The following is a 23,279-nucleotide window of genomic DNA, read 5'->3' as shown; positions in this document are numbered from 1 at the left end:
GACTTTCAATTTCCGTGATATTCCGTATTGTTGCGGTCAAAACTTGAGGCAAATCCGCTAAAGGAGCCCGAGCAGTGATCGGACATACCACGAGGGGGGCGAAAGCCCTGGCCTTGATCGCCATTGTCGCCGTGACCGCGAGTTGCGGCCTGCCGCGGTCGGGGCCGAACAAGAAAGAGATCTTTGCAGGCTCGGTCCTGAAAGAGGGCGATGCCTTTATCGTCAGCGTCAATCCAAGGGTCACGCGCGCCACCGCCGTGCTGCCGTCTTTCGGGTTTTCAGACAGCTTCCAGAAGGCGGGCAAGATGGGGTCGGACACGATCTCGAATGGCGACCTGCTGTCGATCACCGTGTTTGAAAACGTCCGCGACGATCCGCTTCTGGGCAATACCGGCCAGCGCGTCTCGCAGCTGACCGAAGTCCAGGTCGACGGCCAGGGCTTTGTCTTCATCCCCTATGCCGGCCGGATCAAAGCCGCCGGCACTTCGGTCGAGGCCGTGCGCTCCGCCATCACCCGCAAGCTTGATGCGCAAACGCCGGACCCGCAGGTCCAGGTGGCGCGCGTGGCCGGTGACGGCTCGACCGTGACGATCAACGGATCGGTCACCGCCCCGGGGGTCTTCCCGATCGAACAGCCGACCCGCACGCTGGCCTCCATGCTGGCCCGGGCCGGCGGTGTCGTGATTGACCCGTCAACCGCGCTTGTGCGCGTGACCCGTGGTGGTCAGACCGGCAAGATCTGGCTGAAAGATCTCTGGGCAAATCCGAAAATGGATATCGCGCTGCGTCCCGGCGACCGGATCGTGATCGAGGAAGATGAACGCAAGTTTACCGCCCTTGGCGCCACCGGCACGCAAACCGTGGTCCCGTTCGAGAGCGAAAGCCTCTCGGCAATCGAGGCCCTGGCCACGGTGGGCGGATTGCAGACCATGGCCGCCGACCCGACCGGCGTCTTCGTCTTCCGCAACGAGCCCGAAGCCATCGCCAATGCCGTGCTCGGCCGCAGCGATCTCAGGGGCGATCAGCGGGTGGTCTATGTGCTCGACCTGACCGCGCCGACCGGCATGTTCGAGGCACGCGACTTCCTCGTCCGCGATGGCGACACCGTCTATGTCACCGAAGCGCCCTATGTTCAGTGGCAGAAATCGCTTTCTGTGCTGACGGGATCCGCCGGGGCCGCGGCGAGCATCAACTCCGCCGCCGGCAACTGAGGCCAGCATTGGCCGTCGAACGTGACCCGAAACCAGAGGCCGCCGTGGTGATCCCACGGCGGCTTTTCCATCAGAACCTGTCCTTCCTGCGCGACCGCCGGCTGAAGCGGATCCTTGCCCTGGCCGGGCATGAGCTGCGCTTTGGCCTGCCGAAACCGGACGACGGCGTCGTGGTCTGGGGTGCCAGCCCCACCGCCTGGCGCGGCGAGAAAGTGGCGGCAAAACGCGGTGTGCCGCTGGTGCGGCTGGAGGATGCGTTTCTGCGCTCGATCCGGCCGGGGCGGATGGGCGAACCCGGGCTGGGCCTGCTGATCGACGCAGAAGGGATCCATTTCGACCCTTCGGATATCTCGCTGACCGAGCGGATTCTCTCGACTGATCCCTTAGACAATTCGAACATTCTGAGCCGCGCAAAGGTCGGAATCGAGCGGCTTCGCGCGCTTGAATTGTCCAAATACAATCTGCACGACATTTCCCTTCCGCCACCACCGCCGGGCTATGTGCTGGTGGTTGATCAGACCGTGAACGATGCCTCGCTGCGGGCTTCGGGTGCGGATCGGGGATCTTTCGAGGAAATGCTCGAGACCGCGCGCCGCGACTGGCCGCATCTGCCGATCCTGATCCGCGCGCATCCTGAAACTGCCAGGGGGCTGCGCCCCGGTCATTACGGGCCCGAGCACCTGCGCGACCCGGACGGGCCGGGGATCAGCTTTTCCGACCCCGCCATCCCGCCTTACGCGCTGCTGGAAGGCGCGGTGGCGGTCTATACCGTGTCGTCACAGCTTGGGTTTGAGGCGATCCTTGCCGGGCATCGCCCCCGCGTCTGGGGGCTGCCCTTTTATGCCGGCTGGGGGCTGACCGAAGACCGCACGCCGCCGTCCCGCCGCAGGCGCAAGCTCACACGGGCGCAGCTCTTTGCCGGCGTGATGATCATCGCGCCCCGCTGGTATGACCCATGCCGCGACCGGCTTTGCAGCTTTGAAGAGGCGGTTGATCAGCTGGAGGCCGAATTGCGTGCCTTTCGTCAGGATCGACATGGCCATATGGCGATGGGCATGCGCTTGTGGAAACGCGGGCGGTTGCAGGCGTTTTTCGGACGGGAAAAGCCGCTGCGTTTTATCGACAGGGCGGCGCAGGCAAAGGCGGAAAGCCTGCTGGTCTGGGCCGGAAAAGCGCCGGTCACCCTGCCCTCGGGCGCGCTCAGGGTCGAGGATGGGTTCCTGCGCTCACGCGGGCTCGGGGCCGAGCTGGTGCCGCCTTTGTCGCTGGTCGCCGATGACCTCGGGATCTATTACGACCCAGCGCATCCCTCGCGGCTGGAAGAGCTGATCAAGGCGCCGCTGCCCCCCGGCGGACATGCCCGTGCGACGCGGCTGATCGAAAAGCTGCGCGCGGCCAAATTGACGAAATACAACATTGAAGGTGCCGCTCCGGCGCTTCCTGACCGCGAGACCGACCAGAGATCCCGCATTCTGGTTCCGGGCCAGGTCGAAGACGACGCGTCTATCCTGAAAGGCGCCGGTGCCATCCGGACCAATCTCGATCTGCTGAAAGCCACCCGCGCAGCCAATCCGGACGCGCTGATCCTTTATAAACCGCATCCCGATGTGGAGGCCGGTCTGCGCCCCGGTGTGATCCCCGCTGATCAGACTGCACCGCTGGCCGATCTGGTCCTGACCCATGCCAGTATGGCGGCCGCGCTGAATGAGGTGGATGAGGTCTGGACCATGACCTCGCTCACCGGGTTCGAGGCCCTGATCCGGGGCAAGGCGGTCACGACCTTCGGTGCGCCCTTCTATACCGGCTGGGGGCTGACCCGCGATCTTGGCGAGATCCCGGAGCGCCGGCTGCGCCATCCCGATGGCAGTCACGTGTCACGCCCGGATCTGGCGCAGCTGGTCCATGCCAGCCTGATCGCCTATCCGCGCTACTGGGATCCGGTCTCGCGTCGCCCCTGCCCGGTCGAGGTCGCCCTCGACCGGCTGGCCAGCGGCACGATCCCGCATCCGGGCCTCATCAACCGGCTGATCGCGAAGCTACAGGGCCGCTTTGCCAGCCACGCCCGGCTTTGGCGCTAACCGCCAGAAGCGGATCATCAGGCTCACCGCCGCCCCGACCAGGCCGATCACCAGCCCCGACCACAGCCCGACCCCGCCAAAGCCCAGTGGGAAAGCCAGCACATAGCTGACCGGAATACCGATCACCCAATAACTCATGGTGGCGAGCCACATCGGCACCGCCGTATCCTGAATACCGCGCAACAGGCCAAGCGCCATCACCTGCATCGCATCTGCGAGCTGGAACAGGGCCGCCAGCGCCAGCAGCGTCATCCCGAATTGCAGCACAAAATCAGACCCCGGTTTCTCAAGGTCAAGGAACTGCCGCACCAGCAATTCCGGCACGCTCAGAAAGACAATGATCACCACAACCGCAACCAGGAAAGAGATCAGCAGCGCCGCGCCAGAGGCCAGCCGTATCCCCGCCGGATCCGCGCGCCCCGAAGCCTCGGCCACCCGGATCGTTGCGGCATTCGACAGGCCGACATGGCACATGAAGGCCAGCGCGGTGATTTCCAGTGCAATGCCATGCGCGGCCAGCTGACGGGTGCCGATCCAGCCCATCATGAGCGCGCTGGCCTGGAAGAGCCCGCTTTCGGCAAGCCCGGTCAGCCCGATCGGCAGCCCCAGCCGCCAGACCTCGCGCAGCGCCGCCACGTCGATGCGCCAGAACCGGCGGAAGAGCTGAAACTGCCGCAGCGCCGGCAACAGCCCGGCATAAAGCCCCAGCCCCAGCAGCGAAAAGACCTGCACCACCAGCGTCGCCACGCCTGCGCCCCCGACCCCCATCTCGGGCGCGCCGCCATTGCCGAAGATCAGGAACCAGTTGACGATGATATTGACCACCACTGCCGCCACCGTGACCCAGAGCACGATCTGCGTCCGCCCAAGCGCTGCGAGCCAGGCCTGCAACACCGCCACGCCAAGCGTCGGCACCATGCCAAGCCCCGCGATGCGCAGGTAATACTGCGCCTCGGCCGCCACTTCGGGCTTTTGTCCGAGCGCCAGCATGATCGGCCCGGCAAACCAGAATATCGGGTAGACCAGCAGGCCAAAGCCGATGGACAACCAAAGTCCCATCCGCGCCGCGCGCCGGAGCTCGGTATCATCGCCGCGCGCCCTTGCGCTCGCGGCCAGCGGCATCACCGCGCGTGCAAAGCCCGAGCCCACGACGAAGAGAATGAAAAAGCTCGACGCCGCGATCACCAGCGCACCTTGTTGCACCACGCCATACCAGCCGACCATGGCGGTATTGACCACATGCAGCGAGAATTGCGCGATGGAAGACCCCGCCAGCGGCAAGCCAAGCCGCAGCGTCTCACGCAGATGCCTGGCGAATGTGAGCGGACGGGCGGGCTGCGACAAATTATCCATGCCGCAGGTCTATCCTTTGATCAAATTAGCAGCAAGGCGCCGCGAGATGCGGCAACTCAGCCATTCCGCACAGCCGGATGTTTGGCGCTGCCCGGGATATGCCCCGCCCCCCGCAAAACCTGCGCAGCCGAGCCGATGATCAGCGGATCTGGCTGCATCACCAGCGCGTGATCCTTGCCGGGATAGTCCAGCGAGGCGAGGAAATGCTTCATACAATTCAGCCGGGCGCGTTTCTTGTCATTCGACTTCACAATGGTCCAGGGCGCGTCTGCGGTGTCGGTGTAGAAGAACATCGCCTCTTTGGCCTCGGTGTAGTCATCCCATTTGTCGAGGCTCGCCTTGTCGATGGGCGAGAGCTTCCACATTTTCAGAGGATCGGTCTCGCGCGCCCTGAAGCGTTTGAGCTGTTCGCCTTTGGTGACCGAGAACCAGTATTTGTAAAGCCGGATCCCCGAACGGACCAGCATCCGTTCCAGCTCTGGCGCCTCGCGCATGAATTCGAGATATTCCGGCGGGGTGCAAAAGCCCATCACCCGCTCGACCCCGGCCCGGTTGTACCAGGACCGGTCAAAGAACACGATCTCCCCGGCGGTGGGCAGATGCTGGATATAGCGCTGAAAGAACCATTCGCCTTTTTCCTTGTCCGAGGGCTTGGTCAGCGCCACCACCCGCGCATATCGCGGGTTAAGATGTTCCATGAACCGCTTGATGGTGCCGCCCTTACCGGCCGCATCGCGTCCTTCCATCAGAAGGACGAATTTCTGACCGGTTTCCTGCGCCCAGATCTGCACTTTCAGCAACTCGGCCTGAAGCTGCGCCTTTTCCCGCTCATAGGCGACGCGCCCCATCAGGCGCCCATAGGGGTAGCGCCCGCTTTCGAAAGCCTCGCGAATTTCATCCTGGGTCACGGCGGGAAAATGACGCGGCGGCGCGAGAGTGTCGCCGGTCTCAAGCGGCAGCACCCGCAGGGCCAGGCTATCTCCCGGGACAGCCTCTGGCTCAGACGGTTGTTCATTGCCGCTGACATGCAGATCTGTGCTCATGAGGAACTCCTTCACCATAATGCAAAACGACACCCGTCTTGTCGGGGCTGCGCGCGCGCCGTACCGAAAGGGGCCGGCCAGAGCATAATCCTGACCGCAGCATCTGACCTTGATCCTGGACAAACGCGGCGCGCGGTCAGGCCTGCATACCAGGAGAAACCGGCAAAGTCAGCCGCAGAACCCGGGCGGACCCCACCTGCCTTTCCCCGCAAACCCCACCCGCGCGAAAAACCCTCCTGCCTGGCGGGCACTCGCAGGAAATCTCTTCCCAATCGGGTGAGCGCCCCCGGCAGCCAGTGGATTTTCGTCCCGCTTCTGTTATTGGGGCCGGGTTATTTCAGGCAGTATCTGCCCGGCTTTGGGGACCCCGCCATGATCACCCTTTACGGCGTCTATCGTTCACGCGCCTCGCGCCCGCTCTGGCTTCTCGGCGAGATCGGCTGCGATTTCACCCATGTGCCGGTGATCCAGGCCTATCGCCTCAAGGATGCGAAGGCAGAGGATGCGGTTCTGAACACCGCCTCGCCCGATTATCTCGCCGTCAATCCGCAGGGCCAGATCCCCGCGATGGAGGATGATGGGCTATTGCTGACCGAGTCGCTGGCAATCACCCTCCATATCGCGCGCCGCCATGGGGGCGGCTTTGGCCCGGCCGACGGCTCCGAGCAATCGCTGATGGAGCAATGGGCGCTTTACGCGGCAACCTCGCTGGAGCCGCCGGCGCTCGAAATCCTGCTTGCCGTCGAATCCGGCGGCGACACCCTGCCCGAGACCCGCGCCGCGATCCGGGTCAGCGCTGAAAAACTGCGCCGGCCGCTGAACCGGCTGGAACGGCATCTGAGCGGACATGACTGGCTGGTGGGCAACCGCTTTACCGCAGCCGATATCAATACTGCCGAATGCCTGCGCTATGCCCAGGGCTATCCCGCGCTTCTGGCGGAATACCCGCATGTGAGCGACTGGCTCGCCCGCTGCCAGGCCCGGCCAGCGTTCCAGACCTTCTGGGCCAGGCGCGAGGCAGAGCCCGCCTGACACCGGGAACGGGCACCTGCGCACAGTGGTTGCGCGCCGCTGCTTCTGGCATTGGCGCGCCGATCGCCCCATCTTTCCGTCAAACGATCCGGAGAGGCCACTGGCCCGCCCCGGATCTCAGGATCAGGGGATTTGAACCATGAAGAAAATCGGCTTTCTGTCTTTCGGCCATTGGTCGACCCAGCAGGGCTCGGCCACCCGTTCGGCCCAGGATGTGCTGCTCCAGAGCATCGAACTCGCTGAGGCCGCCGAAGAGCTTGGCGCGGACGGCGCCTATTACCGGGTTCACCATTTCGCCCGTCAGCTGTCTTCGCCCTTCCCGCTGCTCGCCGCCATCGGCGCCCGCACGCAGAAGATCGAGATCGGCACCGGCGTGATCGATATGCGCTATGAGAACCCGCATTACATGATCGAGGATGCCGGCTCTGCCGATCTGATCTCCGGCGGCAGGCTGCAACTGGGGATCTCACGCGGCTCGCCCGAACAGGTGATCGATGGCTGGCGACATTTCGGCTATGCGCCGGCCGAGGGCGAGACCGACCAGGATCTGGCCCGCGAACACGCGCTGACCTTTCTGAGCCTCCTCGAAGGCCAGGGCTTCGCCAAACCCAATCCGCGCCCGATGTTCCCGAACCCGCCGGGCCTCTTGCGGCTGGAGCCGCATTCCGAAGGGCTGAGGAACCGCATCTGGTGGGGGGCAGCCTCGGATCAGACCGCGATCTGGGCGGCGCAGCTGGGGATGAATCTGCAAAGCTCGACCCTGAAATGGGACGAAACCGGCGAGCCTTTCCATGTCCAGCAGGCCAACCAGATCCGCAAATATCGCGCGGCCTGGAAAGAGGCGGGTCATAAGCATACGCCCCGCGTCTCGGTCAGCCGCTCGATCTTCGCGATCACCACGGCGCAGGATCAGATGTATTTTGGGCAATCGCGCCCCGACCAGGACCAGGTCGGTGTGATCGACGATCAGCGCGCGGTCTTCGGCCGCTCCTACGCCGCCGAGCCGCAAAAGCTGATCGAGGAGCTGCGCCAGGACGAAGCCATCGCCGAGGCCGATACCCTGCTGCTGACGGTGCCGAACACCCTGGGCGTCGAGTACAACGCCCATGTGATCGAAAGCATCCTGAAACATGTCGCCCCGGCGCTTGGCTGGCGCTGAGGAAAAGACGTCCGGCCCCCTAACAGGGGCCGGATGCCTCCGGCGGGGATATTTAAGGACAGAAAATATTGAAAAGAGACGCGAACATTTTCTGTCTCTAAATATCCCGGGGGAGGCTCCGCCAGGAGCCGGGGGCAGCGCCCCCTTCCCGGCCTCCACAGGAAAATCCCCCCTGGATCTTGCGCGCCTGCCCCTCGCAGTGGTCTAATGCTGTGCTACAAACCATAAGAGCAGCGCATGGCCCCGAATGATTCCGGCGATCTTCTCGCCGCGCCGAACCAGCAAACCTATGACGCATCCTCGATCGAGGTGCTCGAACCGCTCGAGGCGGTGCGGATGCGGCCCGGCATGTATATCGGCGGCATTGACGAGCGCGCCTATCACCATCTTGCCGCAGAGATCCTCGACAATTCGATGGACGAGGCGGTTGCCGGCCATGCCAATCGGATCGAGGTCGAGCTGCTGGCCGATGGTTCGGTCTCGATCAAAGATAACGGGCGCGGCATTCCGGTCGACCCACATCCGAAATTCCCCGACAAATCCGCGCTGGAGGTGATCCTCTGCACGCTGCATGCCGGTGGCAAGTTCAATGGCGACGCCTATGAAACCTCAGGCGGCCTGAACGGCGTTGGCTCATCCGTGGTCAATGCGCTGTCCGACCATATGCGGGTCGAGGTCGCGCGCAACAAAGAGCTCTACGTTCAGGAATTCTCGCGCGGGAAACCGCAGGGCCCGGTCGTCAAAGTCGGCCCGGCGCCGAACCGGCGCGGCACTACGGTGATCTTCCACCCCGATGCCGAGATCTTCGGCCATCAGACTTTCAGGCCCGCGCGGCTGATGAAGATGGTCCGCTCCAAGGCCTATCTCTATTCCGGGGTCGAGATCCGCTGGAAATCCGCCATCCCGGATGGGGACATGCCGCTGGAGGCGACCTTCCATTACCCCGGCGGCCTTGGCGAATATCTTTCCGAACAGCTGCAATCCGATCAGACCTATGCTGAGCGGCCTTTCGCGGGCAAAGTCAGCTTCAGGGAAAAATTCGGCGTGCCGGGCTCGGTCGAATGGGCGATCAACTGGACGCCGATGCGCGACGGGTTCATCTCCTCTTACACCAACACGGTTCCAACCCCCGAGGGCGGCACGCATGAGACCGGCTTCTGGGCCGCGACCCTGAAAGGCATCCGCGCCTATGGCGAGCGGGTCAAGAACCGTAAGGCCGATCAGATCACCCGCGAGGATATGCTGACCGGCGGCTGCGCGCTGATCTCGGTGTTTATCCGCGAGCCGCAATTCGTCGGCCAGACCAAGGACCGGCTTGCGACGGAAGAGGCCGCGAAATGGGTGGAAAACGCCGTCCGCGACCATTTCGACACCTGGCTGGCCAGTGATCCGAAATCTGCCGGCGCGATCCTCGATTTCCTGGTGCAGCGCGCTGAGGAACGGCTCAAGCGCCGCGCCGAAAAGGAAACGCAGCGCAAGACCGCGACCAAGCGGCTGCGGCTCCCGGGTAAACTTGTCGATTGTTCGGCCTCAAACCGCAGGGGCACCGAGCTGTTCCTCGTCGAGGGCGATTCGGCGGGTGGCAGCGGCAAGGGCGCGCGCGACCGCAAATTCCAGGCGCTGCTGCCCTTGCGCGGCAAAGTGCTCAACGTGCTGGGGGCTGCGGCGAGCAAGCTCTCGGACAATGCCGAGATCCGCGACATTTGCGAGGCGCTTGGCGTTGGCATGAAAGAGCGCTTCCGCATCGACGACCTGCGTTATGACAAGATCATCATCATGACCGATGCCGATGTGGACGGCGCCCATATCGCCTCGCTGCTGATGACGTTCTTCTATGAACAGATGCCGCAGCTGATTCTGAAAGGGCATCTCTACCTTGCCTGCCCGCCGCTTTACCGCCTGACCCAGGGGCCAAAACGGCTCTATGTCTCGAATGATGCCGAGAAAGAGGCCTGGATGGCCAAGGGTCTCGGCGGGCGCGGCAAGATCGATGTGCAGCGGTTCAAGGGGCTGGGCGAGATGGATGCCAAGGATCTGAAAGACACGACGATGAACCCGGCAACGCGCAAGCTGATCCAGGTCTCGATCAATGAGGAAGAGCGCGAATCGACGAAAACCCTGGTCAATGACCTGATGGGCAAAAAGCCAGAGCTGCGCTTTCAGTTCATTCAGGAAAAAGCCCGTTTCGCCAATACCGAAGAGCTCGATATCTGAGGCAGGCACAGCGGACCTGCACCAGGTCTGCGCGCCCCGGCGCTATTTCCAGCGCGCCGGGCGCCAGCCTGCGGCCTGGGCCTCGGCCTCGTCGCAGAACCAGCGCTCGCCCTGATCCTCGCGGATCACCGTCTTTGCATAGGCCGGTGACCAGGGCAGGTGGTAGATCCGCTCGCCCGATTTTGAGATATTGCCTTTGATCGGACAGCCCTCGAGCGGCGTATCCTGATCGGCCGCCCTCCAGCGCGCGGCGCGGAACTCCCAGGCGGGTTGTGACGGTGCGGCCCAGATGCCGTGACCGGCCGCCTGCGCCAGGGTCTGCTGCGGCAAATAGGCATCGGAATAGGCGATATAGGCCCAGGCGAGGCCATCCGAAACCATCGCGGCGCCGAGATCCTCGCCGCCGGCCTCACAGCGCGCGACCACCCTTCCATAGCGGTCGCGGTCGAGCGCCTCGCAGGTCACGGCCTTGCCGGCGATCAGAGCCTCCAGCCGCCTCGTCGCCGCCAGGCCGCAGGCCCAGCTACCACCACCGGCACTGGCACAGCTTTGGCCGGATTCCGGAGCGTCGATGCCATGAAGCCGCACCACGACCGGTCCGAACCGCAGCGTATCACCATCACTGACCTGGGGCGCGCCGGAGATCAGTGGCGCTGCAGCAACAGAGGTTACGAAGGCAAGTTGTAAAATGAGACCGGACATCAGACGGGCCTCGCCGATGTCGCCGGCTTTGTCCAGCGCCTGTGTTAACAAAGGTTAACGGAAGCGCCGCAGCCATTTCCCCGCTGTGGCCGCGCCGCGCTTCATCCTGGTGTTCGCGCCCCTGGTGCCCCCGGCGCCTGTCCTGGCCCTGCCGAACCCGCTCCCATGAACATCGGCTTGCCCGCGCCGCGCGTTCCCGGCATGAAACACGCCATGAGTGAGATCCGCCACCCCTTCCCCGATGCCCCCGCAGCCGGTTCCGCGACCGAGGTCGCGCCGGGTGTTTTATGGATGCGGCTGTCGCTGCCCTGGGCGCTGGACCATGTGAATGTCTATGCGATCGACGAGGGCGATGGCTGGACGCTGATCGATACCGGCATCAGTTCGCGCCGCGCCCTTGCGGCCTGGCAGGATTTGTTGGCCGGGCCGCTGGCCGGCAGGCCGGTAAAGCGGCTGATCGTCACCCATCATCACCCGGATCATATCGGCATGGCGGGCTGGTTCATCGAACAGGGCGCAGCCCTGCTGATCACCCGCACCGCCTGGCTTTATGCAAGGATGCTGTTCAACACAGCCGAAGACCGCCCCGCTGCCGAGACGGTCACATTCTGGAAACGCGCAGGCATGCTGCCCGCCGATCTGGAGCGGCGGATGAATGAGCGCCCGTTCAACGCCTCGGATTGTATGGCGCCGCTGCCTCTGGGCTTTACCCGGATCAGCGAGGGCCAGACCCTGCGGCTGGGCGGGCGCGACTGGCAAATCCGCATCGGTCACGGCCATGCCCCCGCCCATGCGACGCTCTGGACGGATGGCCTGGTTCTTGGTGGCGATCAGCTGCTGCCCGGGATCTCTGCCAATATCGGCGTTTATCCGGCGGAACCCGAGGCCGATCCGCTGGGGAATGGCTGGAAAGCTGCACCCGGCTCAGCGTTTTCGCGCGCGAGGATCAACTGGTGCTGCCGGGCCATAAGCTTCCTTTCACCGGCCTGCCGTTCCGGCTGCGCCAGATGGTGGAAAACCATCTCTCGGCCCTGGACCGGCTGCGCGATTTCCTCACCGTGCCCAATACGGCGGTGGGTTGCTTCCCGCTGCTGTTCCGCCGCAGGATCGGCGAAAGCGAGCTTGGCCACGCTCTGGTTGAGGCGGTGGCGCATCTGAACCACCTGCTGCATCGTGGCGAGGTCACCCGTTCCCCCGGCCCCGATGGGGCATGGCTCTGGCAAAAGACATGACCGAGAAAACCCTGACCAAAGCTGCCGCCGCTGGCAGCACAGCAGCCCCCGCGAAACGCAAAACGACGGCAAAGGCTACAGCCTTGGTTCCGCCCGGCCCTGCGGCAGCGGCACCAAAGACCACGACCAGGAAGGCAGCGGCGCAAAAGACCCCGGCCGAATCGGCCTGTGAGCGGCTGGTGCTCTATATCCGTCAGTTCGAAAGCCAGCTCGATCAGAGCCAGGAGATCGCCATGGGCTTTACCGGCAGCGCCGCTGGGGTGCTGCGGATCGAGGGGCTGGGCTGGTCGGCGCCGGACCTGCTCACCTTCTTCGGCCGGGATGAAGACGGCATCCGCACCCAGATGGTGCAGCATGTCAGCCAGCTTTCGGTTTTGCTGCGCGCGGTGCCGAAACTTGCTCCCGAAGCGCCGCCGGTCCGGATCGGCTTTCGGCTCCTGCAGGGCTGGGACGGCGGCGAATCCGGGGACGCGTCTGTCTGGCCGGCCACGGGCGGCTGATCGTCCCCCCGACTGAACCAGCCCCGATCAGCCCCCGAGGCGCGGGAAAGATACATCAAAGCCGCATCTTCCTGCATCAGAGACCACGCCCGATGGGTGACAGCGGGCGGTGAATCGGCTAACAGGCGGAAAAGCATCTGTTCCCGGGGAATAAAGAATGGACGATGATCAGCACGTCAAACACGAACATGGCAGCATGGATATCCGCACTCAGGAAAAGTCCTTTGCCGCCTTCGTCAAAGTGGCAACCTGGACGGTCGTTGTCTGCGCCGTGATTCTGGTTTTCCTGGCCCTCGCCCGGACCTGATATCGCCGCTCTGATATCTCCGCCCCGAATTGCCGCCCTGGAACCGGCCCGATACGGGCCGGCACAGGGCAGGGAGAGGTTACATGTATCGCCTTCTTGCCGCGCTCGCGGTGCTGCTGACGCTTTCGGCCTGTGCGGAACCGGTCTGGGCGCCTGATGACCAGGTGTCGCGCGCCAGCTACGTCGCCGGACCGCCGACCGAAATCACGCTTTTTACCACCATCAATGACCGCACGGGATCAGGCTCGCATTCGGCTTTGCTGATCAATGCGTCGCAACGTGTGCTGTTCGATCCCGCCGGAACCTGGCATCATGATACCGCGCCCGAACGCAATGACGTGCATTTCGGCATGACCGACCGGATGGTGAATTTCTACCTCGACTACCATGCGCGCGATTCCGAGAAAGAAAAGTTCCACGTCATCGAGCGCAAGCTGCAGGTCTCGCCCGCCGTGGCCGAGGCGATCTTGCAAAAAGCGCTGGCGAATGGCGCGGTGCCCAAGGCGCATTGTGCCAGCTCGATCGCCGGGATCCTGCGGTCTGTGCCAGGCTTTGAGGGCGTGACCTCGACTTACTTCCCGAAAAAGCTGGATGCGTCCTTCGCGGAACTGCCGGGCGTCACCACCCGTATCGTAACCGAGGAAAACGACAATCCCGGCGCCGGGCATGGCGTGATCCTCGTCGACAAAAAGGGCCAGCGGGTCAATTGATCCGCTGGCACCGGCCGAATTCCAGTCCTGCATAAGGTGCATTCGCGCGTGAGCCTCTTCGCCGTCATTCTCGCTGGGGGACAGGGGCGCCGGATGGGCGGGGCGGATAAGGCGCTTTTGCCCCTCGCCGGCCAGCCGCTGATCGCCCATGTGATCGCGCGTCTGCAGCCCCAGGCCGGGCGACTTCTGATTTCGGCCAATGGCGATGCCGCGCGCTTTGCCTTTACCGGACTTAAGGTGTTGCCCGATGAAACGTCACTCGGGCCGCTGGCCGGGATCCTCGCCGGGCTGCGGGCAGCACAGGCGGCAGGTGCCACCGCGCTGGTCTCGGCCCCGGTTGATGCGCCTTTCCTCCCGGGTGATCTGATCACACGCCTTGCCGCTGCACTGCCGGGGCCGGCATTTGCCCGGGCCGGCGGGCGCGACCATAATGCGACCGCGATTTGGCCGGTCGCACTCGCGGATCCGCTGGCCGAATTCCTTGCTTCGGGCGCGAAACCGAAAATCGCCGATTTCGCCGCCCGCCATGGCGGGCATGCCGTCGATTTCCCCGATGCGGCGGCCTTCGACAATCTCAACACACCCGAAGACCTCGCCCGTGCCAATAGCCGCAGTGAGGGCCGCCCCGCATGATGATCTATGGTGTGATCGGCTGGCAAAACAGCGGCAAAACCACGCTGATGGAGCGCCTGGTCGCCACCCTTACCCGGCGCGGATTGTCGGTTTCGACGGTCAAACATGTGCATCATGATGTCGATCTCGACCAGCCCGGCAAAGATACCTGGCGCCACCGCGAAGCCGGCGCGCAGGAAGTCGTGCTGGCCTCGGCGAAACGCTTCGCCATCCTGCGTGAACATCGCGGGCCCGAGCCGGACCTGACAGAGGTGCTGGCCCGCCTCGCCCCGGTCGATCTGGTACTGGTCGAGGGTTACAAGCGCGACGCCCATCCGAAAATCGAAGTCTGGCGCGAGGGCGTGGCCGACCGCCCGATGATCCAGCCCGGCGATCCGCTGGTGCGGGCGGTGGCGTCCGACGCAGCCCTGAAGGGGCTGAGCGTGCCGGTGCTCGACCTGAATGACGCCGAGGCAATTGCCGCTTTCATCCTGAAGGATTGCGGGCTTGCGCCCTGAGCACTTCTCTATCCGGCGCGGCTTTCCCCTGGACCAGCGCGACGAGGCCGCCCGCATCTACTGGGAGGCTTTCGGCGCCAAACTTGGCCGCGTCATGGGGCCCGACAAGCGTGCGCTGGCTTTTCTGACAAACGGGCTCAGGCCCGATCACTGCTTTTCCGCGCTGGACGACAGCGGCCGGCTGATCGGGCTTGCCGGCTTCAAATCGGTGCAGGGCAGCTTTTCGGGCGGTACCAGTCGTGATCTGCGCCGGGTTTACGGCGTGTTCGGATCCGCCTGGCGCGCAGGGCTGTTGCGGCTTTTAAGCCACGAGGTCGATAATGAACGATTTCTGATCGACGGCATCGCGGTCGCGGCGCAGGCCCGCGGCCTCGGTATCGGTACCGCGCTGATCACCACGCTGTGCCGCGAGGCAAAGCGGCGGGGCTACCCTTCGGTGCGCCTTGAGGTGATCGAGGGCAACCCCCGCGCCCGTGCCCTCTACGAGCGCGAAGGCTTTACTGCGACCCATACCGATCAGCTTGGTCTTTTGCGTTTTGCCTTCGGCTTTGCCGCCGCGACGACAATGGTACGGCAACTCGACGATTTCCCTGCGGATCAGGCCCCGCCCCCGATGGCCCCCGATGGGCCCCGGTGATCAGTCGAAGACCCCGGCCACACGTCCCAGCACCATGAAGGCGCGCGCCGTGCGGGTATCGGCGAAATGTATCAGCTCATTGTCGCTGGCATTTTGTTCAAACACCTGGAAGACCCGGTCAAAGGTGCGCAGGAAGTGATGCGACGCATCGCGGAAAATCGTGTCCTCGCGCAGCCGTCCGGCAGCCAGCGCCAGCGACGAGCGATCCCGGATACCGCCAATCGCCGCGATGCCGCGCCCCCGCTCGCCGGCCGAGAACCGGCGCCAGATATCGGGATGGCAAAGCTCGGGCCGCAGGTCATCCATATAGATGCCCTCCTGGCTCAGAAGCGTCAGCACATCCTGGGCCGCGCGGATCAGCTTTGCGACCTCGCGATCCTCAAGCGCCAGACGCAGGGCGCGGAAACCGGCCTTGTCATCGGGGCTTTCGGGGAATTGCAGGGCGGTGATGAAATCTTCGATCGAGAGCGGCTGACGCGCCATATCGCCCGGCGTGCCAAGCGCCAGGGCCGGCTGTTCGGCCTCGGGTTCCGGGCGCGCCGGCGTCAGCGCGACCTTGCGGTCTGCCGAAGGCACCGAAAGCGAATGATCGCGGCGCGATGAAAAACTGGCGGGTCCGGCCATCGCATTCCCCGCAGGCTCCGCCATCTGGGCCGCCGCAACCGGCGCCTCGGGGCGGGTGATCACACTGCGGATCTCCTGGCGCGCCTCAAGGAAAGAGCCCCGCATACCGTCAATCGCGGCTTTCAGGCTGGCCGCCTCAGAGCGCAGATCAGCGACAAGCCGCAATGTCACCACCGCGACCCAGATCAGGGCCAGCGGCAGGAACAGAATCAGCAAGGTCATCACAAGGCCAGGCAGCCGCGATTCGGCGCCTTCGGGCGCCGTGAAGACCCAGGTCAGCACCGCGACAACCCAGATCCCCGACATCACGCCGGCGGCAATCTCGGTCACCGGCGAGCCGCCGAGCCCCCCCGCCCGCAGCCTCGTTACATTCATATCCTCGGGCATGTCCTCAGGATCTTTCGCCATGGCGGCTCCGGCTCAGATATAGCGCACCGACAGGATTTCGTAGCTCTTCTGCCCGCCCGGAGTGGTGACATCAACGCTGTCGCCCTCTTCCTTGCCGATCAGCGCGCGCGCAATCGGAGACCGGATGTTCAGAAGCCCAAGCTCGATATTGGCCTCGACCTCGCCGACGATCTGCCAGGTCTTTTCCTCATCGCTGTCTTCATCGACCACGGTGACCGTCGCCCCGAATTTGATCGAGCCCGACAGCGAGGTCGGGTCGATCACTTCGGCCAGCGAAATGATGCCTTCGAGTTCCTTGATCCGGCCTTCGATAAAGCCCTGCTTTTCACGCGCCGCATGGTATTCTGCATTTTCAGACAGGTCGCCATGCGCCCGGGCCTCGGCAATGTCGCGGATGATCGCGGGCCGCGCCTCACTTTTCAATTGCCGCAGTTCCGCGTCCAGCACTTCAAAGCCGCGCCTCGTAACCGGAATTTTTTCCATATCGCTGTCGTCACTTTAAAAAAACAGAAGCCACGAACCGGTCACCCGGGTCATGACTTCGCGCCTCGTGTTCCGGCAACCTCACCCGATGGGCAAAGAAAAAGCAAGGGCCATGGCGTCCTGCATGCGCGCCCTGTCGTTTAACGGCAAGAATATTGCCGCGGGCTGCGTCCCAATGGGATGATGCTGCAGCATGGTTGACGCGCGCCTGCCCATAGGGCAATCACGAGACGCCCGGCCAAACGGGGCCCAACAGGACTTCCCAGCCAGAATTTGCGGCGCCGACAGACCGCAGCAAGGAGCGAGAAAAAAGCCGATGACCGATCCCAACACAGCGATCACCCGCGAGTCGATGGAATATGACGTTGTGATCGTGGGCGCAGGGCCTTCGGGTCTTTCGGCGGCGATCCGTCTGAAACAGCTTGATCCCGATCTGAGCGTGGTCGTGCTGGAAAAAGGCTCTGAAGTCGGCGCGCATATTCTCTCGGGTGCGGTGCTGGATCCCGTCGGTCTCGATGCTTTGCTGCCCGAATGGCGGACTATGGACGCGCCGATCAAGGTGCCCGTGAAAGAGGATAATTTCTACGTCCTCGGCCCGGCCGGCAAGATCCGGGTACCAAATTTCCCGATGCCGCCTTTGATGAACAATCACGGCAATTACATCGTCTCGATGGCGAATGTCTGCCGCTGGATGGCGGGCGTGGCCGAGGGTCTCGGCGTCGAAATTTTCCCCGGCATGGCCTGCTCGCAACTGGTCTGGTCCGAAGATGGCAAGACGGTCGCCGGCGTTGTTGCAGGTGAATTCGGCCTTGATCCCGAAACCGCCCTTCCCGGCCCCGCCTATGAACCGGGGATGGAGCTGCGCGGCAAATATGTCTTCCTCTCGGAAGGCGTGCGCGGCAGCCTCGCGAAAGAGGTGATCAACCGTTTCAACCTCTCAGATGGCCATTGCCCGCAGAAATTCGGCCTTGGCATGAAAGAGATATGGGAGATTGACCCGGAGAAACACCAGATCGGCACCGTCACCCATACGATGGGCTGGCCGCTGGGCGGCAATGCAGGTGGTGGCTCTTTCATCTACCACCTTGAAAACAATCAGGTCTATGTCGGTTTCGTGGTTCACCTGAACTACAAGAACCCGCATCTCTACCCTTACATGGAATTCCAGCGCTTCAAGCATCACCCGATGGTGGCGGAACTGCTGAAAGGCGGCAAACGCGTGGCTTATGGCGCGCGGGCGATCTCGGAAGGCGGCTTCCAGTCGATCCCGAAAATGGTGGCGCCTGGCGTGGCGCTGCTGGGCTGCTCGGCGGGCCTCGTCAACGTGCCGCGCATCAAGGGCAACCACAACGCGATGCTCTCGGGAAAAGCCGCCGCAGAAGCCGCCTATGCGGCGATCAAGGCGGGGCGCCAGGGCGATGAGCTGACCGATTACGAGACCGAGGTGCGGGCCGGCGCCATTGGCCGCGATCTGAAAAAGGTCCGCAATGTCAAACCGATGTGGTCGAAATGGGGGCTCAAGGCCTCGCTCACCCTCGGCGGGCTCGATATGTGGACGAACACGCTCGGCTTCTCGCTGTTCGGCACGCTGAAACATGGCAAGAACGACGCGGCCGCGACTGGAAAGGCCAAAGATTACAAAAAGATCGACTATCCGAAACCGGATGGCGTTCTCTCCTTCGACCGGCTGACCAATGTCGCCTACAGCTTCACCAACCATGACGAGAACCAGCCCGCCCATCTGCGGCTGAAAGACCCTTCGGTGCCGATCCGCGTCAACCTGCCCGAATATGACGAGCCCGCGCAGCGCTACTGCCCGGCCGGTGTCTATGAGGTGCTGGGCGAAGGCCAGGATGCCAGCTTCCGCATCAATTTTCAGAACTGCGTCCATTGCAAAACCTGCGACATCAAAGACCCGTCGCAAAACATCAACTGGACCACGCCGATGGGCGGGGGCGGGCCGAACTATCCGAATATGTAAGGACCGGGCGCTGCGGTCAGCGAAGCCGAAATCCTCGCCTGACCGCCGCCCCTTATCCGCCGCACAGACTTGTAAAGAGCCTCGCCTGCACAACAGGGCCGTCATGATGCGGACCTCCTGCAAGGCTGTGGTGTAATTCCTGGCAGTCGGTTTCTTTTTTCCGGCTCATGGCGTGAACACCGTTTCACGAAGAGTTCACCCGCCAGCCCACTATGACAGGCAATCCTCACCCCGAACCGCTCCGCCCTGCATTGCGTGTTGCAAAACGGGGCGTTAGCTTCGGTCCCAGCACGGGCGCGTCCGAAAAGCCCGGCGGGGGTGGGCCAGGTCAGACGGGCTCCGCCAGAGGCAGTCCAGGGGGTATTCCGCAATGATCCGTTCTCTCCTTACGCTGACCACCGCGCTTGGTCTCAGCCTTTCGGGGCTTTCACCGGTGGTCGCGCAAGAGGCCTCTGCCACAGCGCAACCCGCTGATGTCACGACCGGAACTCCCGTCGACTCAGGCGCTTTCCTTGCCGCCCGCAATGCCGAAACCGCCGGTGATTTCCGCTCCGCCTCCGCCTGGTTCACCCAGGCGCTCAGCGTTGATCCCGACAACCGGCTGCTGATGGACGGCTCGATCTTCGCCCTGCTCAGCCTTGGCAAGATCGCCGATGCGGCGAGCATCGCCGAACATCGCCACGCCCTTATGCAAGAGGGCGACCAGCCCGCCCAGCTCGCCGATCTGGCGCAGATCAGCCAGGCTGGTCTGAACAGCGATTTCGCCGCCATCAGATCAGCGCTGGATGACGGGAAATCGATTGGCCCGCTGGTCGATGGACTTGCCCGCGCCTGGGCCGATATCGGTCAGGGCCGCATGACCGAGGCTCTGGGCGAATTTGACGAGATTGCCGAACGCCGCGGGCTCGAGGCGCATGGCATCTATCACAAAGCACTGGCGCTCGCACTGGCAGGCGATTTCGAGGGCGCCGACAAGGCGCTGTCGGCACCCGGTCTGGGGCTGAACCGGCGCGGGGTGCTGGCGCATGTGCAGATCCTGTCGCAGCTTGAACGCAATGACGACGCCATCGCGCTGATCGACAAGACCTGGGGCACCACGCCCGAGCCCCTGGCCGAGGTGTTGCGCGCCCGGCTTGTCGCCGGCGAGACCATCCCCTTCGACACGGTGAAAGACGCGCGCGAAGGCATGGCCGAGGTGTTCTGGTCACTGGCCACCCTGCTGAGTGGCGAGGCGGAGCCGGCTTTTGTCCAGCTGAACTGCCGCATCGCCGTTGCGCTGAAACCCGATCATGACGATGCGATCCTGCTCGGGGCGGCGATGCTCGACCAGATGGGAGAATACGACCTGGCCGAAGCGGCCTATGATGAGTTTTCGCCCGATCACCCGTCCTGGTATGATGCCCAGCTCGGCCGCGCCAATGCGCTTTATTCCGCCGGTCGCAAAGAGGCGGCGATCGAAGTGCTGAAACAGCTGACCCGCAGTCATGGCAAGCTGCTGGTCGTCCAGGTCGCGCTTGGCGACATGCTGCGCAATGAACAACGCTGGGCCGAATCAGAGGCGGCCTATAGCGTGGCAATCGGCCTTCTGCCCGATCCGCCGCCGCGCGCGGCCTGGCTGCTTTACTTCAGCCGGGGGGCGATGCGGGAACGTCAGAACCTCCATACCGGCGCCGATCTCGATTTCCGCGAGGCGCTGCGCATCAATCCGGGTCAGCCTGAGGTGCTCAATTATCTCGGATACAGCCTGCTGGAACGGCGCCAGGACCTTGATGAGGCGCTGGCCATGATCAAACAGGCCGTGGCCGGAGCGCCCGATTCGGGCATGATCCTCGACAGTCTCGCCTGGGCCTATTTCATGCTTGGTCGCTATCAGGAGGCATTGCAGCCGATTGAACAGGCCTCGCTCCTGGAACCGCTGGAGGCGGAGATCACCGATCATCTCGGTGATATCTACTGGATGAACGGGCGCAAGCGGGAAGCTGAATTCCAGTGGCACCGGGCGCTGTCTTACGGACCGGAAGCCGCCGATGCGGTCCGTATCCGGCGCAAGCTGGAGATCGGCCTTGATGCGGTGATGGCCGAAGAGGCCGCCCGGGCCCCTGCGCGCCCCGCCTCCCCCCCGGGTGCTCCTGCCCCGGCTACGGCACCCGCCCCGGGGGACGGCACCGCTGTCGCCCCAGATGGCAATAGTGAGGGTGATGTCGAAGGCAGCCCGCCGGAGGATGCCCCTGCCGAGAATTGATCCCATCCGCGAATTCGCGCCTGCGAAGGTCAATCTCTGCCTGCATGTCACCGGGCAGCGGGCCGATGGCTATCACCTGCTGGACAGCCTGGTGATTTTTGCAGGCATCGGCGACTGGCTGGAGACGGCACCGGCCGCTGGCCCCGCGCTTGAGCTGACCGGCCCCTTCGGACCGGCATTGCCCGGGGGCGCGGAGAACCTTGTCTCTCGCGCCGCAGCAGCGATCCTGCCGGGGCTGTCCCTGGCGTTCCGGCTGGAAAAGCACCTGCCGCCGGCCTCTGGCATCGGCGGCGGATCTTCGGATGCGGCGGCTGCGATCCGTGCCGCCCTGCGGCTGGCCCCGCCCGGGGCGCGGCCTGACCCGGCGGAGATTGCCCGTATCGCGGCCCGGCTTGGTGCAGATGTGCCGGTCTGCCTGAGCCCTGGCCCTGCCAGGATGCGCGGCATCGGCGAAATCATCGAACCACTGACCGGCTTCCCCTCGGGCGGGATTCTCCTCGTCAATCCTGGTGTCGGGGTCCCCACGCCGGCGGTATTTCGTGCCCTGACCCGCCGCGAGAACCCGCCTTTGCCGCCGCGACTTCCCTGCTGGCCCGATATCACCACGCTTGCCGCCTGGGCCAGGAACCAGCGCAATGACCTGGAGAAGCCCGCGCGCGAGGTCGCACCAGTGATCGGCGCGGTGCTGGACCAGCTCAACGCGCTTCCTGGCACACTGATGGCGCGGATGTCCGGCTCGGGCGCCACCTGTTTCGCGCTTTTTGCCGATGAAGCCGCAGCCAGTGGCGCGCTGCCGCTGATCGCCCGTGCCAATCCCGGCTGGTGGGCAAAGGCCGGCCCGATCCTGCCCGGGCCCGGCTGAGCACCCGACAGGATCTGCCCGATCTGCCCCTTCCTGCCCCGCAGGGCGAAATGAAAAAGACCCGCCAGAGGCGGGTCTTTTCCTGTTTCACAAGGCATGCCCTGCGGAACGTTTCTGCAGGCTTGCCTCAGCCCTCTTCGTCGCTGCCGGCCACATCGGCCAGCTCGTCGAGCGAGACATTGTCATCGGCATCATCTTCGAGCAGATCATCGTCGATATCATCATCGCCGCCTTCTGCCGTTTCCAGCAGATCTTCTTCGGCTTCGAGATCGTCGACCAGAACTTCATCGTCCTTCTCGGGCGAAACGCGCGAGATCACCGCAGCCGCCAGCTTGCGGCGGGCCGATTCGATATCCACAACCTCGCCGGTATAGGGGCTGACCACCGGCGTCCGGTTCAGGTCATAGAACCGTTTACCGGTCGTCGGGCACAGTCGCTTGGTGCCCCAGTCTTCCTTGGCCATGGGTTGTCCCTTCACTTTCGCCCTGATGACAGGGTAATCCGAACGCTGCCCTTGCCACAGGCCGGGGCGGCTGTCAAAGCCTTTTGCATAAGCCGTCAGATGCGCCTTTACCGGCGGGGAATCAAGCCGGACGGCGTGTGAATTGTGGCCTCTGGAACGAGAATTTGATGCTGTTGCTGCCCGGACCGCCGCCGGTCGAGATCAATATGCGCCGCTCGGCCCGGGCGAAGCGGTTCTCGCTCAGGGTTTCGCGACTCGATGGCAAGGTGACGCTGACGCTGCCGCCGCGCGCAAAAGACCGTGATGCGCTGAGTTTCCTGCACGATCAGGAGGGCTGGCTGCGGACTGTTCTGGCCTCGATGCCGATGGCACGGCTGGTGCCGGTCAGCCATGGGGCCGAACTGCCGGTTTTGGGCCGGATGATGCGAATCACGCCCTCCGAAGGGCGCGGCGTCCGGGTCGAGGGCGACAGCCTCCTGGTGCCGGGGCGGCCGGATCAGGCCGGTGCGAAGGTGGCGGCCTGGCTCAAGGCGCTGGCGCGCGACCGGCTGGCCTATAGTTCAACCCATTACGCGGGACTTGTCGGGCGCAGCTATGCGCGGCTGGTTTTGCGCGACACACGGTCCCGCTGGGGATCTTGCAGCCATGACGGCACGCTGATGTATTCCTGGCGCCTTGCCATGGCGCCGCGCGAGGTGCTTGACTATGTCGCGGCGCATGAGGTCGCGCATCTGGTCGAGATGAACCATTCCGCTGATTTCTGGGCAGTGGTCTCGAAGATCCGCCCCGGCTGGAAGGCCGAGCGCGACTGGCTGAAACGCGACGGCCAGACGCTGCACCGCTACAGTTTTGCGGGCTGAACGCATCATGCCCGCCCTTATTCCCACTCCGATACCGGTTGACCCCGC

At 64.1% G+C, this 23,279-nt stretch carries 21 protein-coding genes and 1 pseudogene; 16 read left to right on the top strand and 6 right to left on the bottom strand.

Annotated features, from left to right (window positions below):
- The first annotated feature begins 74 nt into the window (after window positions 1-74).
- A complete protein-coding gene (locus QNO18_RS07520) occupies window positions 75-1,211 on the top strand; it encodes a polysaccharide biosynthesis/export family protein (RefSeq protein WP_283177179.1) in 1,137 nt (378 codons plus the stop codon).
- Between the two features lie 8 nt (window positions 1,212-1,219).
- Window positions 1,220-3,289 (top strand): capsular polysaccharide biosynthesis protein, encoded by a 2,070-nt coding sequence (locus QNO18_RS07515; RefSeq protein WP_283177178.1) that lies wholly within the window; start codon window positions 1,220-1,222, stop codon window positions 3,287-3,289.
- Here QNO18_RS07515 and QNO18_RS07510 read toward each other — a convergent pair.
- Together QNO18_RS07510 and ppk2 are read right to left on the bottom strand one after the other, a co-directional pair.
- Complete coding sequence (locus tag QNO18_RS07510) at window positions 3,248-4,642, bottom strand: MATE family efflux transporter (RefSeq protein ID WP_283177177.1); 1,395 nt, start codon at window positions 4,640-4,642, stop codon at window positions 3,248-3,250. The genes QNO18_RS07515 and QNO18_RS07510 overlap by 42 nt on opposite strands.
- A gap of 56 nt (window positions 4,643-4,698) precedes the next feature.
- Window positions 4,699-5,685 (bottom strand): polyphosphate kinase 2, encoded by a 987-nt coding sequence (ppk2, locus tag QNO18_RS07505; RefSeq protein ID WP_283177176.1) that lies wholly within the window; start codon window positions 5,683-5,685, stop codon window positions 4,699-4,701.
- A gap of 372 nt (window positions 5,686-6,057) precedes the next feature.
- On the opposite strand from ppk2, the gene QNO18_RS07500 reads away from it, so the two are divergent.
- The 3 genes from QNO18_RS07500 to QNO18_RS07490 all read left to right on the top strand — a co-directional run bounded on the left by QNO18_RS07500 (window position 6,058) and on the right by QNO18_RS07490 (window position 10,090).
- A complete protein-coding gene (locus QNO18_RS07500) occupies window positions 6,058-6,717 on the top strand; it encodes a glutathione S-transferase family protein (RefSeq protein ID WP_283177175.1) in 660 nt (219 codons plus the stop codon).
- 139 nt (window positions 6,718-6,856) lie between these two features.
- Window positions 6,857-7,876, top strand: a complete 1,020-nt coding sequence (locus tag QNO18_RS07495; RefSeq protein WP_283177174.1) for an LLM class flavin-dependent oxidoreductase — start codon at window positions 6,857-6,859, stop codon at window positions 7,874-7,876.
- Window positions 7,877-8,113: 237 nt separating this feature from the next.
- Window positions 8,114-10,090, top strand: coding sequence for a DNA topoisomerase IV subunit B (locus QNO18_RS07490; RefSeq protein ID WP_283177173.1), 1,977 nt, complete (start codon window positions 8,114-8,116; stop codon window positions 10,088-10,090).
- Between the two features lie 42 nt (window positions 10,091-10,132).
- Here the strand turns inward: QNO18_RS07490 and QNO18_RS07485 are convergent, their stop codons facing one another.
- On the bottom strand, window positions 10,133-10,792 hold the full coding sequence (locus QNO18_RS07485) for a thermonuclease family protein (protein WP_283177172.1): 660 nt from the start codon (window positions 10,790-10,792) through the stop codon (window positions 10,133-10,135).
- 201 nt (window positions 10,793-10,993) lie between these two features.
- On the opposite strand from QNO18_RS07485, the pseudogene QNO18_RS07480 reads away from it, so the two are divergent.
- The 7 genes and pseudogenes from QNO18_RS07480 to QNO18_RS07450 all read left to right on the top strand — a co-directional run bounded on the left by QNO18_RS07480 (window position 10,994) and on the right by QNO18_RS07450 (window position 15,308).
- Window positions 10,994-12,024, top strand: a pseudogene (locus QNO18_RS07480) (MBL fold metallo-hydrolase).
- A complete protein-coding gene (locus tag QNO18_RS07475; RefSeq protein WP_283177171.1) occupies window positions 12,021-12,524 on the top strand; it encodes a DUF6173 family protein in 504 nt (167 codons plus the stop codon). The pseudogene QNO18_RS07480 and the gene QNO18_RS07475 overlap by 4 nt, the downstream one beginning before the upstream one ends.
- 157 nt (window positions 12,525-12,681) lie before the next feature.
- Complete coding sequence (locus QNO18_RS07470) at window positions 12,682-12,831, top strand: aa3-type cytochrome c oxidase subunit IV (RefSeq protein WP_283177170.1); 150 nt, start codon at window positions 12,682-12,684, stop codon at window positions 12,829-12,831.
- An 83-nt stretch (window positions 12,832-12,914) separates the two neighbouring features.
- The gene (locus QNO18_RS07465) at window positions 12,915-13,541 is read left to right on the top strand and encodes a hypothetical protein (RefSeq protein WP_283177169.1); all 627 of its coding nucleotides are present in this window, start codon (window positions 12,915-12,917) and stop codon (window positions 13,539-13,541) included.
- A 48-nt stretch (window positions 13,542-13,589) separates the two neighbouring features.
- Entirely contained in the window at window positions 13,590-14,174 is a 585-nt protein-coding gene (gene mobA, locus QNO18_RS07460) for a molybdenum cofactor guanylyltransferase MobA (RefSeq protein ID WP_283177168.1), read from the top strand.
- Complete coding sequence (mobB, locus tag QNO18_RS07455; protein WP_283177167.1) at window positions 14,171-14,671, top strand: molybdopterin-guanine dinucleotide biosynthesis protein B; 501 nt, start codon at window positions 14,171-14,173, stop codon at window positions 14,669-14,671. Before mobA ends, mobB begins: the two co-directional genes overlap by 4 nt.
- Complete coding sequence (locus QNO18_RS07450; RefSeq protein ID WP_283177166.1) at window positions 14,661-15,308, top strand: GNAT family N-acetyltransferase; 648 nt, start codon at window positions 14,661-14,663, stop codon at window positions 15,306-15,308. The genes mobB and QNO18_RS07450 overlap by 11 nt, the downstream gene beginning before the upstream one ends.
- Here QNO18_RS07450 and QNO18_RS07445 read toward each other — a convergent pair whose 3' ends face one another.
- Window positions 15,309-16,340 carry a hypothetical protein gene (locus QNO18_RS07445; RefSeq protein ID WP_283177165.1) on the bottom strand — a complete coding sequence of 344 codons (1,032 nt, stop codon included), beginning with the start codon at window positions 16,338-16,340 and terminating at the stop codon, window positions 15,309-15,311.
- Window positions 16,341-16,352: 12 nt separating this feature from the next.
- The gene (gene greA / locus QNO18_RS07440) at window positions 16,353-16,823 is read right to left on the bottom strand and encodes a transcription elongation factor GreA (RefSeq protein WP_198836689.1); all 471 of its coding nucleotides are present in this window, start codon (window positions 16,821-16,823) and stop codon (window positions 16,353-16,355) included.
- Window positions 16,824-17,139: 316 nt separating this feature from the next.
- On the opposite strand from greA, the gene QNO18_RS07435 reads away from it, so the two are divergent.
- The 3 genes from QNO18_RS07435 to QNO18_RS07425 all read left to right on the top strand — a co-directional run bounded on the left by QNO18_RS07435 (window position 17,140) and on the right by QNO18_RS07425 (window position 21,908).
- Window positions 17,140-18,804 carry an electron transfer flavoprotein-ubiquinone oxidoreductase gene (locus QNO18_RS07435; RefSeq protein ID WP_283177164.1) on the top strand — a complete coding sequence of 555 codons (1,665 nt, stop codon included), beginning with the start codon at window positions 17,140-17,142 and terminating at the stop codon, window positions 18,802-18,804.
- A 370-nt stretch (window positions 18,805-19,174) separates the two neighbouring features.
- On the top strand, window positions 19,175-21,046 hold the full coding sequence (locus QNO18_RS07430) for a tetratricopeptide repeat protein (protein ID WP_283177163.1): 1,872 nt from the start codon (window positions 19,175-19,177) through the stop codon (window positions 21,044-21,046).
- Window positions 21,027-21,908: a 4-(cytidine 5'-diphospho)-2-C-methyl-D-erythritol kinase gene (locus QNO18_RS07425; RefSeq protein WP_283177162.1), complete on the top strand. Its 882-nt coding sequence runs from the start codon at window positions 21,027-21,029 to the stop codon at window positions 21,906-21,908. The genes QNO18_RS07430 and QNO18_RS07425 overlap by 20 nt, the downstream gene beginning before the upstream one ends.
- A gap of 127 nt (window positions 21,909-22,035) precedes the next feature.
- Here QNO18_RS07425 and QNO18_RS07420 read toward each other — a convergent pair whose 3' ends face one another.
- Window positions 22,036-22,371: a TIGR02300 family protein gene (locus QNO18_RS07420; RefSeq protein WP_092895770.1), complete on the bottom strand. Its 336-nt coding sequence runs from the start codon at window positions 22,369-22,371 to the stop codon at window positions 22,036-22,038.
- Window positions 22,372-22,538: 167 nt separating this feature from the next.
- On the opposite strand from QNO18_RS07420, the gene QNO18_RS07415 reads away from it, so the two are divergent.
- Window positions 22,539-23,231 (top strand): SprT family zinc-dependent metalloprotease, encoded by a 693-nt coding sequence (locus QNO18_RS07415; RefSeq protein WP_283177161.1) that lies wholly within the window; start codon window positions 22,539-22,541, stop codon window positions 23,229-23,231.
- Window positions 23,232-23,279: the final 48 nt, after the last annotated feature.

The sequence above is a fragment of the Gemmobacter sp. 24YEA27 genome, assembly GCF_030052995.1.
GTDB lineage: Bacteria > Pseudomonadota > Alphaproteobacteria > Rhodobacterales > Rhodobacteraceae > Pseudogemmobacter.
The sequence above is the reverse complement of the archived record's forward strand: the minus strand, read 5'-3'. Positions and strand labels throughout refer to the sequence as shown.

Coding starts and splice junctions, on each gene's coding strand:
- QNO18_RS07510 (WP_283177177.1), bottom strand. CDS start 4,642: ATGGATAATTTGTCGCAGCCCGCCCGTCCGCTCACATTCGCCAGGCAT.
- QNO18_RS07445 (WP_283177165.1), bottom strand. CDS start 16,340: ATGGCGAAAGATCCTGAGGACATGCCCGAGGATATGAATGTAACGAGG.
- QNO18_RS07415 (WP_283177161.1), top strand. CDS start 22,539: ATGCTGTTGCTGCCCGGACCGCCGCCGGTCGAGATCAATATGCGCCGC.
- QNO18_RS07420 (WP_092895770.1), bottom strand. CDS start 22,371: ATGGCCAAGGAAGACTGGGGCACCAAGCGACTGTGCCCGACGACCGGT.
- QNO18_RS07430 (WP_283177163.1), top strand. CDS start 19,175: ATGATCCGTTCTCTCCTTACGCTGACCACCGCGCTTGGTCTCAGCCTT.
- QNO18_RS07500 (WP_283177175.1), top strand. CDS start 6,058: ATGATCACCCTTTACGGCGTCTATCGTTCACGCGCCTCGCGCCCGCTC.
- greA (WP_198836689.1), bottom strand. CDS start 16,823: ATGGAAAAAATTCCGGTTACGAGGCGCGGCTTTGAAGTGCTGGACGCG.
- QNO18_RS07465 (WP_283177169.1), top strand. CDS start 12,915: ATGTATCGCCTTCTTGCCGCGCTCGCGGTGCTGCTGACGCTTTCGGCC.
- mobB (WP_283177167.1), top strand. CDS start 14,171: ATGATGATCTATGGTGTGATCGGCTGGCAAAACAGCGGCAAAACCACG.
- ppk2 (WP_283177176.1), bottom strand. CDS start 5,685: ATGAGCACAGATCTGCATGTCAGCGGCAATGAACAACCGTCTGAGCCA.
- QNO18_RS07490 (WP_283177173.1), top strand. CDS start 8,114: ATGGCCCCGAATGATTCCGGCGATCTTCTCGCCGCGCCGAACCAGCAA.
- QNO18_RS07495 (WP_283177174.1), top strand. CDS start 6,857: ATGAAGAAAATCGGCTTTCTGTCTTTCGGCCATTGGTCGACCCAGCAG.
- QNO18_RS07475 (WP_283177171.1), top strand. CDS start 12,021: ATGACCGAGAAAACCCTGACCAAAGCTGCCGCCGCTGGCAGCACAGCA.
- QNO18_RS07470 (WP_283177170.1), top strand. CDS start 12,682: ATGGACGATGATCAGCACGTCAAACACGAACATGGCAGCATGGATATC.
- QNO18_RS07485 (WP_283177172.1), bottom strand. CDS start 10,792: ATGTCCGGTCTCATTTTACAACTTGCCTTCGTAACCTCTGTTGCTGCA.
- QNO18_RS07425 (WP_283177162.1), top strand. CDS start 21,027: ATGCCCCTGCCGAGAATTGATCCCATCCGCGAATTCGCGCCTGCGAAG.
- QNO18_RS07435 (WP_283177164.1), top strand. CDS start 17,140: ATGACCGATCCCAACACAGCGATCACCCGCGAGTCGATGGAATATGAC.